The organism is Ligilactobacillus salitolerans (genome assembly GCF_003864415.1).
Lineage (GTDB): Bacteria > Bacillota > Bacilli > Lactobacillales > Lactobacillaceae > Ligilactobacillus > Ligilactobacillus salitolerans.
Window position 1 is genome coordinate 22,477 of the sequence record NZ_BFFP01000003.1, and the last position, 15,469, is coordinate 37,945.

Consider the following 15,469-nt stretch of genomic DNA (forward strand, 5'->3'; position numbering starts at 1 on the left):
TTTCTTTAAAAGCTTGATTCAGCTAAAATATAATTGAAGCGTGAGTTTAGTAAAGGAAGGGCGGTAAATCTAAAGATGAAAATTGCACTGATCGCACATGATAAAAAGAAACCAGAAATGAAAAAACTGGTTTTGGCATACCGTGAGATTTTAGCGGGACACCAATTGTTCGCTACGGGACATACGGGAAATATTGTCGCAGAAGCAACGGGCTTGGAGGTTAAATGTTTCAATTCGGGGCCACTGGGCGGTGATCAGGAGATCGGAGCCTTGATTGCGCAAAATAAGATCGATGCAGTGATCTTCTTGCGGGATCCGTTGACCGCGCAGCCGCACGAACCAGACGTCAATGCGCTGATCCGCCTGTCTGATGTATATCAGATTCCACTGGCAACCAATCTTGGGACAGCTGAAGTGCTCTTGCGGGGGCTCAATAACGGTTACCTTGATTTCCGTAAGCTCGTGAATGGCCGTGAAGATAGGCACGAAAAGTACTAAAGTAGCTGGGTGTTCTCTGGCTTTTCTTGGACCTTAAAATGGAGAAGAAGGGTCCAAGAAAACTTCTCTTGGACCTTAATATAGGAAAGTAAGGTCCGAGCGAGCTTTTCTTGGACCTTAAATTGGGAAAGTAGGGTCCAAGATAGCTTGCCTTGGACCTTAATATAGCAAAAGAAGGTCCAAGCCAGTTCCTGTCCAGCTGGGAGTAATTTTTGCTAAGTGCTAAGGTAGTGGAAACTTATTGTGATGAATGGTTGAATGATTTGTCCTTAGTGGTTAACATTAGAATTAAATTTGATATTAAAGTGGCATGAAGTTTCACTGGGGAATGGAGGTTAGTTGACTTTAAGCCAGACTCTTATCAAATAGAAGATACTTTAGCTTTACCCCAGTCTCTATCTGGGTTAACTTTGTAATACGAGGAGGCAAAGAGATGACAAAAGAGATGCGTATCGAAGAGGATACCTTAGGAAAAGTTGAGGTCCCGGCTGATGCTTTGTGGGGACCGCAAACCGAACGAAGCCGTCATAATTTTCCGACCGGAAGTTATATGCCGCTCGCAATAATTAAGGCTTTGCTGCAGATCAAAAAAGCTGCTGCACGAGCCAATGAACAGGAAGACCAATTGCCTGGAAACAAGGCACAACCAATCATTAAAGCAGTGGATTCACTGCTCGCACTATCAGATGAAGAATTAAGAAAAAGTTTTCCGTTGAAAGTCTATCAGACAGGTTCGGGGACACAAACCAACATGAACGTTAATGAGGTCATTGCGCATGCAGCACAAAAATATAGTGATGGTGTGGAGATTTTGCCCAATGACGATGTTAATCGTGGACAAAGTTCAAATGATATCTTTCCTACGGCAATGAACATCACTTCTAGCGTGGCTGTCTCAGATTTGCAGGCAGCAGTGCGGCATTTGATCAAGGAACTTAAGGATAAACAAGACAAATATTGGCAGGTCGTCAAAATTGGGCGGACTCATCTGCAAGACGCGACTCCTTTGACATTTGGACAAGAGGTCAGTGGTTGGGTCAGCATGCTGGGACATGATTTAAATTATCTGGAAAAGCTGGCACCAACACTGTTGGAATTTCCTTTAGGCGGGACGGCCGTTGGCACGGGGTTAAATGCAGATCCGCACTTTGCGGGCGAAATCGCAGAAAAAATTAGTCAAGTTTATGGCTTCCACTTTAACGGACAGACCAATAAATTTTACGGTTTAGAGGCACATTCGGGGCTAAATGCTGTTCATGGGGTGTTCAAAACCCTAGCTGCGGATTGCATGAAAATTGCCAATGATGTCAGGTTTTTGGCGAGCGGTCCGCGTGCAGGGTATGGTGAACTCAATATTCCTGCCAACGAACCAGGTTCGTCGATCATGCCGGGCAAGGTCAATCCGACACAGGCGGAAGCATTGACGATGGCGGCAGTCCGTGTCATGGGCAACGACGTGGTGATCGATCTAGCTGCTTCACAAGGAAACTTTCAATTAAATGTCTATAAACCGGTGCTGATCCAGGCCTTCTTGGAGTCAGCAGAATTACTGACGGGTACGATCAAAGGGTTTGCGGATAAAATGATCCACGGTTTGACGGTTAATGAAGAACGCATGACAGAGCTGGTGGACAATTCATTAATGACGGTGACGGCATTATCCCCGCACATTGGTTACCATGCAAGCACCCAGATCGCGCAGGAAGCAGAGAAAAAGCAAACGACGTTAAGAGAGGCGGCGTTAGCATCAGGCAAACTGACATCAGAGCAGTTTGATGAGTGGGTCGACCCGTTGAAAATGACACAGAGTGAAGCGAAGCGGTTAGAAAGCGAGCACTAACAGGCTTCGATCAATAATGCGGTTTTTCAGCATTGTTGACTGAAGTAGGTTAGGCACAGCTTTCTGCCTCGAGTAACTCGACTAAAAAAACAGAGTGAATCGAGGCGTATAGAAGGTGAGCACTAGCAGATTTCGCAATTATAGTGCGGTTTGTGCACTATGATGGAGAAATAAGCTAGGCACAACCTTCTGCCTCGAGCAGCTCGACTAAAACCGTGCAAAATAAGGAGCCGAAAACGTGGCAAAATATACTTTTGAACCGAATGATCTCCATGAATTGAAAAATAACTACGATGTGATCATAGTTGGGGCAGGCGGCACCGGCCTGGTGGCGGCATTACAAGCTAAAGAACTGGGATTGTCTCCGGTCATTTTGGAAAAGATGGAGCGGATGGGTGGTAATACGCAGCGGGCATCCTCTGGCATGAATGCGGCTGAGACTAACTTCCAGCTGCAAAATCATATTGTCGATAGCTTTGCAGATTTTTACCAGGATACTTGGCAGGGCGGCGGTCAGCTGAATGATCCTGAACTGTTAGAGTACTTTACTTCTCATAGTGCTTTGGCGATAGACTGGCTCGCAGATCATCAGATCATTTTAAACGACCTCACGATCACTGGTGGGATGAAGACTAAACGGACCCATCGACCCGCCAGCAAAGCGGCGATCGGCAGTTACTTGGTCACGGAATTACTGAAACAAGTGGAACAAGCAGAGATCCCGCTTTTTGCACAGACTAAAGTCAACCGTCTTTTAGCGGAAGAGCAGCATATTATTGGAATCAGTGTGAGCTTGCCAAATGAAGAAACAAAGGAGATCCACGCACCAGCGGTGATCCTAGCGACCGGCGGTTTTGGCGCTAGCCATGAATTGATCAGTAAGTATCGACCTGATCTGGCAGAATACCAAACGACTAATCAAAGCGGTGCGACCGGCGATGGCATTGAGTTGGCACGGGCAATTGGAGCGAGTCTGGTTGATATGGACCAGATCCAAGTCCACCCCACCGTCCAACAGGAAACGGATCATGCTTATCTGATTGGAGAAGCAACGCGTGGCGAGGGCGCAATTTTAGTAGATGCACAAGGCCAGCGCTTCGTCAACGAATTAGACACGCGTAAAAATGTCACGGCAGCTATCAATTCACTCCCCGAAAAGAGTGCTTATTTGCTGTATGACGCACAGGTGCGGCAAAACGTACCCGCTATTAACTTTTATGATCAAATCGGTTTGGTCAGACATGGCGAAACTCTTGCAGAATTAGCGACTAATATTCAGGTTGATCCAGCAGCTTTGGCACAAACGGTAGAGACCTGGGATCAAGCCGTCAAAGACGGGCAAGACGGCCAATTTGGCAGGTCAGCAGGAATGGAACGGACACTGGATCATGGCGGTTATGAGGCTATTCATGTTGCGCCCGCCGTGCACTATACGATGGGCGGCTTGAAGATCAACGCCCAGGCTGAAGTTTTAGATGAGCAGGGGCAACCTCTGCCGGGATTATATGCCGGCGGTGAGGTGGCTGGCGGCCTGCATGGTAACAATCGACTAGGCGGTAATTCGATCGCTGAAACTGTTGTTTTTGGACGGCAAGCTGGACAACAAGCCTATCGGTATTTGAAAAAAATGACAAATCGATAAACATTACGCAAAAAATACGGCAGTTAAAAATAGCTCTTTCCCTTGGTGAGTATGGGAAAGAGCGTTTTTTAGCAAGTGAAAGTGTCAAAGAATTGGTCTAATTACGTTGAAAGAGCTGGTAGATCTCATCGGGATCCTTGGTGTCTTGCAGCCGCTTGATGAAGTCAGGGTGAGTCAGGAGCTTAGCAGTGTTGGAAAGATATTCGAGATGGCTTGATTGAGCATATAGATCATGAGAAGCCCCCTCCTTGCTGTGCGCTATGTTTCCATGGTTATCATATAATGCGGTGGCATGTGACCCAAAAAGATAAACCTTTAAGTTGCTTTAATAATTAGACATAATATGATAAAGCAAATATCTACTAAGGAATATAATTACTGAAGGAATAATATCAAATATGGACAGACTGTGTTTTGCTAAGAAAAAATACTGAAGAATTTGGAATTTTTTCAGAATGACTATAAAAAAATGATTTTTTATAAATCGTCTTGACAATCATAAACTAAAAATAATATAATGAAATCGTTTACAATACGATGCTCTTCAGCCTTTGAATTGGAATAAATTATAAAGTGTAAATCTTAACGTGTTACTATGTGATCTGCTTTTTTCTTAAATATTATAGTTGTGGAAAAGGGACATGGGCAAAGGCTAAGTACAAGAAAATTCCAGTAACAGGTTTGAACTACTGGTGGAATGTTAGCTAATAGAATTTGTTAACAAGTGAAAGATACACTTTCGCGTATGTGAAAGTGTATCTTTCGTGTTTATTTTGATTAAGGGTGATGAGCTTGAAAAAAATTCTGTCAATGTGTGTTTTTTTAGTGGTTATATGTTCTGCTCTAATTACAGTTAATATTTTTCAAACCAAAGATCTTATTCGGACTAATACGATCGAGAAGACAGATGATTCGTTTAATTTTTATGTAACTGAGAGCCAGATTTCAGGCAAAGATGAAATCAAAGAATTTACACGGTTAGCCAATCAGTATCAAGTTAATATTTTTCTTAGCACAACGAATTCTCAAGGAGCTACTGTCAAGTCCGTTGTCTATCAACGTAGTAGTTTTCCCTATGATAATTTTGGATTGCATTCTAAAAAACTGTTTCCAGGACAAAACAATTACTACGCCAGTTTTCCAACGGGTAGTAAATATCAGATAGGGAAAATTCCAGTCTTTTACAGTAAAAACCACGTAATTTTACAGACCCTGGCACGTTACCATCAAAAGAATAACCGAACTGCAAATGGGTCATTTACAGTCGTTGGAGCAAAGGCAGCTGATAAAACTAAGATCATTCACCAATTGAGTTTGTTTTTTGGGATTACACCAACCCAGCTGCAAACGAAAAAATTTGAACAGAGAACAGAAATGTTCAACAAGAATCTTGGGATATTTTTGCTTATCTTGGGAATAGCGGTATTGATTTTTCTTTTGGTTGTTGTATATCTGCCGGTATCGAAAATGCATACTATCGGGGTAATGAAACTCAACGGCTGGAAAAATGGAGCAATTATCTGGAGTTTCATACGACCTGGCATCATTACACTGTTGGGCACGAGCGTGGTGGTAGATCTGATAATTTTGGTTTTATATCGTCATTTCCTACCACATACTCTTCTGCCAATTTTAGTTGGAGGGCAAGTTGGACTAGCAATTCTATATTTGTTCACAAATCTTGCAGTGTATTTGCTGGTGTATAAAACCACGATCCGTGATTTGTTGAAGAATCACTTTAACTTTACCCTTGGAACGTGGTTGGCATTTGGGTTAAAAGGTCTTTTGACGCTTATAACAACTATATTGCTTGTCCAGACTTCGTTTGGTATCACTGAAACGATCCGGCAGGCACAGCAGGTCAAGGATTGGCAACGTTATGGAGAAGTGTTAACACTCGATAAGGTGATGCTGGCAGATCAAGAACAGGCAACCAAAACCCTAACAAAATTATATGCTGATCTTGATCAGAATACGGATACAATGTATGTACGCAGTGTTATCGTTAACCCTGCTAAGGAATTAACAACAAGTACACAGAGATCAGAGTTTGCCGCAAGTGAACGTTACCCGATCATGACTGTGAACGAAAATTATATTCAAAATAAAGTGCCGCAACTTTCGTCACTTTTGAAAGTTAAGTCTAATACTCGCTTATACTTAATTCCTCGCAAATATCAAAATCGCAGTAAAATGTTGCGGTTGGTGCAGAGCTTTCAATATAGCTTACTTAATAGCGAACAGCAAGCACATACGAGTGTCAAAAAAATGAATGTGAAGCTGGTCTATTATGATGATCGGCAAACCAAAGTGTCAGTCTTTGCTTATGACTTTGACATTAATAAAAGGCTGCGTGCACCAATCTTTTCAATTGTGACCCCAGCTAACATGACCTTTTTTGACAAAGAAACTTTATCTGATACTAGTGGGGCAAGCCCTTTGAAAATTCCACCTAGTAAAGCAACAATGCGTGCAGTAAGGCAAGCAATTACTAAAACTAATGCTAGTTATCTGAAGCTGCATTTTGCTACGATGAACTCAATGCTCTCGGATACACTTTCTGAGAACAATGAAGGCCTGGCGTTGTTTACCCTCATGTTAGTGACCGTCTTTTGCTTAAACCTGCTGGCTTCTGTTTTCTTGTTAATGTGTATCATCCAGAATAAAGCACGATCCCTCGCAATTAAAAAGATACTGGGAATCAAACTGACCGAGCGGTACAAGTGGGAAGGACTAGTTGCGTTGGCCCTATATGCAATTCAGTTTTTTGTAGTCTTAGTTTTTGGAAGTTCAAAACTGATACTAATTTTTGCTCTGGTCATGATCATTTTGGATGCGCTGATCTCAGCAGGCTTTATTTCAATTGTTGAGCGGCGTAATCTTCCGGCGGTTTTGAAAGGAGAATAAGATGATTGAGTTAGAGAATGTCATAAAAAAGTACAATACAAAGACAGTGTTGGATAATTTTTCTCTTTCATTGAGGATGGGGAAATGATCGCTATCACGGGGCCTAGCGGATCAGGCAAGAGCACGATCCTAAATATCTTGGGGTTAATAGAATCATTCAATACTGGGACCTATAAGCTATTTGATCAAGTGAATATTAAACCGAATAGCAAGACCGCACAAGCAATTATTAGGGAAGATATCAGTTACCTATTTCAAAATTTTGCGCTAATTGAAGATGAAACAGTTGAGTATAACTTAATGCTTGGAATTCGATATTTACGGTGCGGAAAATCAGAAAAATTAACGATTATTAATGATGCACTTAATAAGGTCGGTTTGCAAGGATACGCAAAAAGTAAAATCTTTGAATTGTCTGGTGGTCAGCAACAACGAGTGGCAATGGCACGGGCACTTATTAAGCCCAGTAAACTGATCCTGGCAGATGAACCTACTGGATCTTTAGATCAGAAAAATTGTGATGAAATAATGCAGTTGCTGAAAGAAATGAATAAGCAGGGCAAAACGATTATTGTCGTTACACACGACGACGAAGTTGCCAAACAGTGTCAACGAATTGTTCATCTTGCTGCGATAGAGGAATAATCAGGTTGTTACACAAGAATGCTTGGAAATAAAAGTATTCTCTAGCTGAACTTTTTCTAAATTTCAGAGAACTGAGAAATAGATTTAAAGGCAATTTTCGATAATAAAATGGCACCCAGGATTTTTCACCAAACAGTAACGCTAGATTTAGTTGAGGCAAACGATTATTTTCCTTATTATGCCCACGTTTAACTTGTGTGAGCGACTCAGAATAACTTGAAATACTCGTTGTATCAAACGCCCAGTATTCATTTTCACTCCGTCACTTGGCTTGCAGTTTAAAGAAAGCAATAAGCTGCTCTTCGGTGATTTCTTGAAAGAGCTCACTGATACGATGGGAAGAAATCGTTTGACCATAAGGATGCTGATGCAATTTAGACCAATGGTCAAACCGACTTAAGGTGCCATTGTCTGATGGGACTAGGAAATAAGCCAGTAACAGCACTTGTCGATAATTATCAGAAAAAACACGCTTTAAATCGTCAGTCAGTCCCGTTTGGCGTCCAATTTGATCCAACAAGTAAGTTGTCGTTACACTTCTGGGAATCTAGGTAACATGCAGACCGTAAACACCTAAAAACATGTAGAAAGGTAAGATCTTTCATGACTAAATACTTGGTGCTTCTTCTCCTGATTGCATTTGTAATGGTATACATCGGCGTTCAGAAGCAGAATAAAATCATCTTATGGTTATCAGTTGCCGTCTTTGTATTGTTAATTCTATTTATCGCTTGGATGATATTTTTGCTTATACCATCGATGTGAGCGCATACGGATGGAGAACGTATTTATTTTTAATTCTAAAAATAATAATATGAAGATAATACTTCAGGGGGGCAGATTATGATTACTGCAAATGAAGTGCGAATTTCCACACGTAGTGAACTACTACATAATTTTTCGTTTGACTTTCGAGATGGCAACATATATTTGATTACGGCGGAAAATGGATCAGGTAAGACCACCCTTCTAAGAACAATGGTAGGGTTAATCCATGTGAAAAAGGGGACTTTCTTAATTGATGGAGCCAAATTTAAGGATAAAAAGTTGCAAACATTTTACTGGGAATCCAGCGACTGGTTCAACGACCAATTAACCGGTGCCGATTATCTCAAATTTGTTTACAAGCAATGGCACTCGAAACAAAACGTAGCGAAAGTAATTCAATTTTGGGGTATGGGTGACTATGTAAATTTACCAATAAAAAAATATTCATTGGGCATGAAACAGAGATTAATCATTGCCTTGTATGAGACAAGCGACGCCAAAAATCTGCTTATGGATGAAATTAGTAATGGCTTAGACTCAGATGGTAGAGAGCTTTTATATTCCAGACTAAGAATATTGGCTGACAATGGGAAATGTATAATTATTACATCGCACTACCGAGATGAAATCGCTGATTATATTGATTGTCAATTAGCCTTTGACTCCGGTACTCTCGTAGAGGTGAAGTGATGGCATACTTAATTTTTTTCGCAAAACGCGCACTTAAAAATTCGCTAACTCTTGTCACAGTTGGCGTAACGCTCATCTTAATAATGATTATGTTGGCAATGAATATTAAAACATATAAATCAGTTTCCTTGAATGCGAATGCTCAACAAAACCTGGACGCATCTTATCTACTAAAAAAGCTGGCTACTCAGGATTTATCAAAATATGAGAAAGGAACAGATCGATATGAAGCTGCAGTGGCAAACTATTCAGATGCTAATAAGGGAATCAATGAGAACTCAAAATTGATTGATGATTTAAAAGACGGCAATTATATTCAGGCGTATAAAATTGCATTGAGACAGAATAACTCTGCTCTTAAGATCTCACTTAAAGACAAAAGTTCTACACCAGAACTTCTGACTGCTTTAAAGCGTGAAAATTTACGTCTAAAAGAATTAGAAAAGGGGAGATTTAAGGAGCAATCCGAAGACTATCCCGTAGATGCACTTGGTTTTCTGACAAATTGTTTAAGGTATGTTCTACCAGTATTATTTACAGTAATAATAGTTTTTGTTTTATCGCAAACGATGGCTGAAAGGTTTTCTAATAAATTAAGCATTGGAGACTTGTTTCCCTTTCAGCACAGTTCAATAAGTATCTCTGATACATCGGCGGGAATTGTTATTTCAATTGGAATCGTTATTTTTATATCTGTTTTCATATTCATTATCTCCGGGATGATTTCTGGATTTGGTCATTGGAATTATCCCATGTTCACTTACGTTTCACCTACATCAAAAATGAGGTTTATCTCAACAGGAACCGTACTTTTAAGGACAGTTCCGCTTAGTTTATTATTTTTGATATTTACGGTTGTTGTTTGTAATTTCATATCAGTATTGACTAAGAACAAGTTAGTTAGTCTCTTTGCCTCGATAGTAGTATTAGTTGCTTTACCACTCACGACATGGTTGGTTATTCCAATGCAGTCTATTGCTCACTATCTTCCTACGACTTATCTATTTAGTGAGCTTACTGTTACCGGTGAACTTGCAAAAACATTTGATAATTACAATATAACAGCAAATTTGGGCTTGATTGTCGTTATATGCTCTATTCTTCTGATTCTGGCAGGTACGTGGATCGTGGAACGGTCCGAGAATAAATGATTTTACTAGAGTTTACAAGTTAAATAATGCAGAAAATCCCCGGCATGCCGGGGATTTTTCATATAAAAACTACCAAGCCTAGTAGTTTTTGTTGCTTTTAATCTTTAGAAGAAAAAGTGTCAAAGAATGAGCTGGTAGATCTCATCGGGACCACTGGCTCCTTGCAGCTGCTTGATGAATTCAGGGTAAATCAGGAACTTGGCAGCGGTGGATAGATATTCAAGATGGCTGGATCGAACCTATAGACCAAGAAAAGCTCTTCCTTGCTGCAGTATATAAATAATGCAGTGGCTGTGCCAAAAAAATAACTTGTAAGTTTGCCGGAGATATAAGCTAAAAATGTTTGGATTTTTTTTACAAAAGTAATACCATAAAGTTTGTCGCTGTGATATTTCCCGGGAACAATGGCGCATCTCGCACCCGTCCCGTGGTATCAATGTTTCTAGCACCACCGATTTTACTGTGGCACAGTTTTGACCCTTTTCAAATTATTTTGGCTCATCGGGCACCTCCTTGGAGAATATCCCGTTGAGCTTTTTTGCGACTTCAAAGTTACTGTTGGGGTAAAGATGACCGTAAGTGCCGAGCGTCGTTTCGATGTCCTCATGTCCCAGACGTTCTTTAATCTGGAGCGGGTTTTCACCGAGACTGATCAACAGCGACACATGCGAGTGGCGGAGGCCATGCACGGTAATCCGCTGAACTTTGGCGAGTGTACTGTACGCGTCCACAATATCCAAAAATTGCCCGTCAGAGCACGGAATCCCATCACGTGAGAATACCCACTCGGACGTCACCATCGCCGCTTGTGCGACCTGCCACGCATCTAAGCACGCAATGGTATCATCATCAAGCGCCACGGTACGGCGACTGGCGGCAGTCTTTGGCGCTGGAGTTTCAAACCAGTTGCGGTTGTGATAGTCCATGGTCTTATTGATGTTCACCGTCTTAGCTTCAAGATCAACGTCTGTCCACTTTAACGCCCGTGCTTCACCGCTACGCAAGCCAGACATGAACATGAACCACAACATCGTGTAATCAAAGCGGCCAGTGTACGTGTTGGTGTTCGTCTTGGCGAGTACCTTTTGGAAGTCGGCTTGCGTCCAGAAATTGATCTTCGCTTTCTTCTTTTTGATGAGGCCAACGACCCGTACTGGATTCTCGTTGATGATACCAAGCACCTTAGCACGTTCAAGCACTTGGCCTAACATAATGTTGATGGTACGCGCATAGGATTGCTTACAGTCTTTGAGTACGCTGACTTGCCAATGTTGCACATCAATCGGCCGAATTTGGTCAATGATGATGTCGTTGAACCTAGTCAGATACTCACTGTTCATCAATACTAGCCGCTGACGGTAGGTGCGTGGCTTTACTTGGGTTTTGTACCAAGGCTTGAACACGTCTTCCATAAAGTCGCCAAACTTAGTCTGCTTGATGTCCTCATCATCGGCGATCCCCGCCGCCAACATTGCAACTCTTGCTTTTTTCGCCTCCGTTTTCGTTTTGAAGCCGCTGGCACGTTTTTGAATTCGTTTGCCAGTTCGTTTGCCAGTTCGTTTGTCAGTTCCTAAGCTTACGCGGAAGCTAAAAGTGCCGTCCGCCTGTTTGGTAATATGGTCTTTCGTAGTCAAGATAGTTCCTCCTTAACTGCGGAAAGGCCACTTGGTGCACCCTCAAGTTGGCTTAGTTTCAAGCCTAATACTGCGTCTACTGCTTCCACTGGAACACGGTCTACGCCTTTCTTACCGTACCATCCAAGGCCACGTTTGAGCAACAACTCTTTTGCCATTTTGATGATACGGCTTGCTTGCGATTGACTGTACCCCAGCTTGATAAGGTCAGCTCTAGTCATCGTCAGGAAGACTGGCTGTTCTGGTACGTTAATATTCAATCAAATCACTTCCTAAAGTTTGGTGGGAGTGAGATAATCAAACCAGATAGAACCCATATTTTATCTGTGAAGGGTGACTACTTGCTTTGGTCAGCGTAGTCGCTCTTTTTTGATTTCTCACGTTGCTTTGAATCGGTCATAACACCGTTGCGTTGGTGCTGAAAATGGTGGATCACGTCCCAGTGGCGTTGCGTCAACTTACCACTGTCGATGATGGCTTTGAGTTCGTTTGTGTTATTGTACTGGTCAATCAACTGCAACATCTTGAGTGAGGGTGCGACTTGCTTTCTCAACCACCGCGTAATATGGTCATAGTTTAACGGTTCTGGATTAGTGGAAAGTCGCAGCTTATCCCGATTGTTACCGATGAACGCCGCCCAACGAGGATCTAACACCCACTCACTTCTGGGTTTATGACTTGGCGTCAAGAAACGCAGATACTGATTGATGATGCCGAACACGACTTGTTCGGGATCGCGCGTCGCCAATAGATGTTCAACCGCTGTGGCGGCACGTTCGCGGCGTAGCCGCACTTCAAAGCGAGTACGGATCGGTTGATCTTCAATGGCGATTTCTGGGTGTTTCTGATGTTGCTCAAATGCCTTGTCGTAGATACAGAAATTGACTTCGCTTTGTGGCGAACCAAGGTACAAGGTGCGCCCAGAGGCGTGCCACTGTTTGGTGCGGTTGTCCCTGAACCCGCGAAAGCGTGAGCTGAATTCATCATGATCGCACTTCTCAATTAGTGTTGGCACATCTAGTAATCCGTTGCGGTCGTTGATGGCTAAATCAAGTCGGGTGAAGTGGCAATCCAGTTTGAGACAAGTTTCGAGAAAATCGTACCAAGTTCGATGTTGCGATTGCAGATACGATTCGACGTAGCGACAACCTTGACCTTTCAGCTCAATCATTGTGCCACTGTCGTCTTTCGGGTTGTAATCTTCGGCATCCACATCTTGGTAAGGTGATAACATCATCTTGATCTCACCGCATGTTAAGGTTGCTGAATAGCCGTAGTGAGCGCCGTCGTGGAGATTGAAATGGATCGGGCTGATTTGGAACAGTTCGTTAATCAACTCTTCGTAGTCGTGCGTCTTGAAGGTGACGCTGAGATAGTCGATACAGACGTCCAGATTATTCTGACCGGTCAACGCACGCAACGCCAACGTCAGGTCTAATCGGGCTTTATCGTTGAGCGGCTTCTTGCGACCCAGCAGTTGATTCAGGTGTGACCGGCTGTAATTAGCCATGTCTGCGAGCTGACCTTGAGTAATATTGTTATCGCGCATTTCGTCGTGGACTTGATCAAGCCAATCTTTGTTGGTCATGCCGCCAATTAAGTTTAAGTCTTTGAGCATGTTAGCTCCTTTCCAAGCGTCCTAACAGCAATTCGGCGTTTTACCTATACGGTAAGGCCGTGCCACAGGCGCTTTATGCCTACCGTCGGATTTCTTGTTACTTGTATTTGCCCCCCTATTAGATACTGGGGGCTTGAGGCGGCCGGCTAACGCCGACCGCCGCCGCTCGCGCTAGCGGCTTTCGCGCTGCACGCCGCGCACGGCGGCGATGCGTTGCAATACCCTTCCGGAAGGTCTGTGAGAACTTTCGCTCTCAACATATACAGACTGTTTGTAGGACGTATTTTGAAACTGAAAGTTGAACTGTAACAGGATCTTAACATGAACCTGATTTATTCATAGGTTTGTGAAATACAACCATAGGCTCAATAGCGACACTAACTTCGCCATGCCGAATCAATACACCTTGATTTTGGCCAACTTATTCAGAGTCGGCGTCGCCAAATAGACCGAACGTATTTCAACACTTCGGCCAGGCCCGACCATTTAGTTGCTTTGGTCACATTTGCAAAATATCGTTCAACACATTGCCTATAAAGCCACTAAAAACTTGGCTTGAAGCTAAATGTAGGACGATTCGGTGCGCATGATGCGTGATCTTACCCGTAACATGGAGCAATTCAAAGCGCAAGGTTGCGATTGTCTTTCGTGAGTCAAAAGGTATCAAAATGAGTTTGAATAGTTGAACGATGTTGTAAGCAACAGCACTGATCAAGGCCCTAGCAGCGTTCATCGTAAACGAGTGACTGTCATTCTTGTCGAAAGCAAAACCGGCTTTCAATTCTTTGATCAGATCTTCGACTCTTCCGCGTTGACGATAGCGGGTGATCAATGTTTCACACGGAATCTTCGTATCATTAGTGACCAATAAAGTACCCGCGTTTTACAATCAAGTTAGCCACTATCGTTAGCACTCAGACAAAATAAAAAACACCAAGTCGATACGACCTGTTATCATTAAAGTTCCTACACAATTAATGAAAGAGGTATCGTCTTGATGCAAGAACAGAATATCATGTCTCACACCAAAGGTCACCATCTGACTGCTTTCGAACGTGGAAAAATCGCTGCACTTCATGGAGAGGAGAAGTCAAATCGAGAAATTGCACGCATACTTGGTATCTGCCGGCAAACCGTCGCCAACGAGCTAAACCGAGGCCAGATCGATCAGGTTCAGAAGATCAATGGCAAGCGTGTGTATCGCACTGAATACAGCGCTGAGACAGCCCAGCTTCGCTACGAAGATAACCGGCGGCGATGCCACAGACCTCTCAAGCTCGTCCAAGCCGCTGACTTCATCGCTCACTTCACAGAACACTTTAAACAAGACGGCTGGTCCCCAGACGCCGTGGTTGGCCGAGCCAAGGAAAAGAAGCTCTATCGACCCGAGGAGATGGTTTGCACGGCGACGCTGTACAGCTACATTGATGCTCAGCTCCTGGAGATCAAGAATATTGATCTGCTGGAGAAGACCAGCCACCACATCAAGCACAAGGCCAACACCAAGCATAAACGCCTGCTTACTGGACGCAGTATCGATGAGCGCCCCAAAAGTGTGGATAGTCGCCGTGAGTTCGGCCACTTCGAGTTAGATACAGTGGTGGGTAAGCGTGATGGTCAAGAGAGCGTCATTATGACGTTCATCGAACGCAAGTCCCGTTTCCAGTTCATGCGTCTGATTGACGGCCGCGACGCCGACTCCGTAAACTACGCCATGCGCGGTATCGTTGCGGAGTACGGCGACGTCATTAAAACAATTACTGCCGACAATGGCTCTGAGTTCGCCGACCTAGACTCGGTGGTCGATGGCGTGGCCACCGTGTACTATGCGCATCCATACCGTTCCAGCGAGCGCGGCACCAACGAGGTCCACAATAAGATGGTTCGGCGAGACTTTCCCAAAGGTGAATCCCTAGACGCTGTCAGCCCACAAGCTGTCGCCGAGACTCAAGATCGGCTCAACCGCCTCCCTCGTCGCCAACTCAGATATCGGACGACCGAGGAAGTCTTCGTCGCTGAGCGCGCTCGAGCTCAGCGACGAGCTGCCAAGGTAGTCGTAGCCAGCTAACTCAACTC

The 15,469-nt window shown here is 43.4% G+C and carries 12 protein-coding genes and 2 pseudogenes; 8 read left to right on the forward strand and 6 right to left on the reverse strand.

The annotated features are described in order from the left end of the window. The first annotated feature begins 75 nt into the window (after nt 1-75). The 3 genes from mgsA to LFYK43_RS01415 all read left to right on the forward strand — a co-directional run bounded on the left by mgsA (nt 76) and on the right by LFYK43_RS01415 (nt 3,980). Nucleotides 76-498 carry a methylglyoxal synthase gene (gene mgsA, locus LFYK43_RS01405; RefSeq protein ID WP_124974693.1) on the forward strand — a complete coding sequence of 141 codons (423 nt, stop codon included), beginning with the start codon at nt 76-78 and terminating at the stop codon, nt 496-498. Nucleotides 499-931: 433 nt separating this feature from the next. Next, a complete protein-coding gene (locus LFYK43_RS01410) occupies nt 932-2,338 on the forward strand; it encodes a class II fumarate hydratase (protein WP_124974695.1) in 1,407 nt (468 codons plus the stop codon). A 238-nt stretch (nt 2,339-2,576) separates the two neighbouring features. Then, nucleotides 2,577-3,980 carry a flavocytochrome c gene (locus LFYK43_RS01415; protein WP_124974697.1) on the forward strand — a complete coding sequence of 468 codons (1,404 nt, stop codon included), beginning with the start codon at nt 2,577-2,579 and terminating at the stop codon, nt 3,978-3,980. Nucleotides 3,981-4,077: 97 nt separating this feature from the next. Here LFYK43_RS01415 and LFYK43_RS01420 read toward each other — a convergent pair. Next, nucleotides 4,078-4,194: pseudogene (locus LFYK43_RS01420) on the reverse strand (PTS sugar transporter subunit IIA); the annotation flags it as partial. Nucleotides 4,195-4,790: 596 nt separating this feature from the next. Here LFYK43_RS01420 and LFYK43_RS01425 point away from each other — a divergent pair. Then, entirely contained in the window at nt 4,791-6,887 is a 2,097-nt protein-coding gene (locus LFYK43_RS01425; protein WP_158609167.1) for a DUF1430 domain-containing protein, read from the forward strand. A gap of 1 nt (nt 6,888) precedes the next feature. Continuing rightward, nucleotides 6,889-7,532 (forward strand): annotated as a pseudogene (locus tag LFYK43_RS01430) (ABC transporter ATP-binding protein). 262 nt (nt 7,533-7,794) lie between these two features. Here LFYK43_RS01430 and LFYK43_RS01435 read toward each other — a convergent pair. Further along, nucleotides 7,795-8,049: a hypothetical protein gene (locus tag LFYK43_RS01435; RefSeq protein WP_124974701.1), complete on the reverse strand. Its 255-nt coding sequence runs from the start codon at nt 8,047-8,049 to the stop codon at nt 7,795-7,797. Nucleotides 8,050-8,375: 326 nt separating this feature from the next. Between LFYK43_RS01435 and LFYK43_RS01440 the strand changes: the two genes are divergently transcribed. Together LFYK43_RS01440 and LFYK43_RS01445 are read left to right on the forward strand one after the other, a co-directional pair. Beyond that, nucleotides 8,376-8,990 carry an ATP-binding cassette domain-containing protein gene (locus LFYK43_RS01440; protein WP_124974703.1) on the forward strand — a complete coding sequence of 205 codons (615 nt, stop codon included), beginning with the start codon at nt 8,376-8,378 and terminating at the stop codon, nt 8,988-8,990. Further along, entirely contained in the window at nt 8,990-10,141 is a 1,152-nt protein-coding gene (locus LFYK43_RS01445; RefSeq protein ID WP_124974705.1) for a hypothetical protein, read from the forward strand. The genes LFYK43_RS01440 and LFYK43_RS01445 overlap by 1 nt, the downstream gene beginning before the upstream one ends. Nucleotides 10,142-10,629: 488 nt before the next feature. On the opposite strand, the gene LFYK43_RS01450 is transcribed toward LFYK43_RS01445, so the two are convergent. The 4 genes from LFYK43_RS01450 to LFYK43_RS01465 all read right to left on the reverse strand — a co-directional run bounded on the left by LFYK43_RS01450 (nt 10,630) and on the right by LFYK43_RS01465 (nt 14,261). Continuing rightward, nucleotides 10,630-11,775, reverse strand: coding sequence for a site-specific integrase (locus LFYK43_RS01450; RefSeq protein ID WP_124974707.1), 1,146 nt, complete (start codon nt 11,773-11,775; stop codon nt 10,630-10,632). Continuing rightward, complete coding sequence (locus LFYK43_RS01455; RefSeq protein ID WP_225419500.1) at nt 11,772-12,035, reverse strand: DUF3173 family protein; 264 nt, start codon at nt 12,033-12,035, stop codon at nt 11,772-11,774. Before LFYK43_RS01455 ends, LFYK43_RS01450 begins: the two co-directional genes overlap by 4 nt. A 77-nt stretch (nt 12,036-12,112) precedes the next feature. Continuing rightward, entirely contained in the window at nt 12,113-13,393 is a 1,281-nt protein-coding gene (locus tag LFYK43_RS01460; RefSeq protein WP_124974709.1) for a replication initiation factor domain-containing protein, read from the reverse strand. Nucleotides 13,394-13,892: 499 nt separating this feature from the next. Continuing rightward, nucleotides 13,893-14,261, reverse strand: a complete 369-nt coding sequence (locus tag LFYK43_RS01465) for a transposase (protein WP_124974711.1) — start codon at nt 14,259-14,261, stop codon at nt 13,893-13,895. Between the two features lie 129 nt (nt 14,262-14,390). Here LFYK43_RS01465 and LFYK43_RS01470 point away from each other — a divergent pair, with 129 nt between their 5' ends. Next, the gene (locus LFYK43_RS01470) at nt 14,391-15,461 is read left to right on the forward strand and encodes an IS30 family transposase (protein WP_124974829.1); all 1,071 of its coding nucleotides are present in this window, start codon (nt 14,391-14,393) and stop codon (nt 15,459-15,461) included. Nucleotides 15,462-15,469 lie beyond the last annotated feature (8 nt).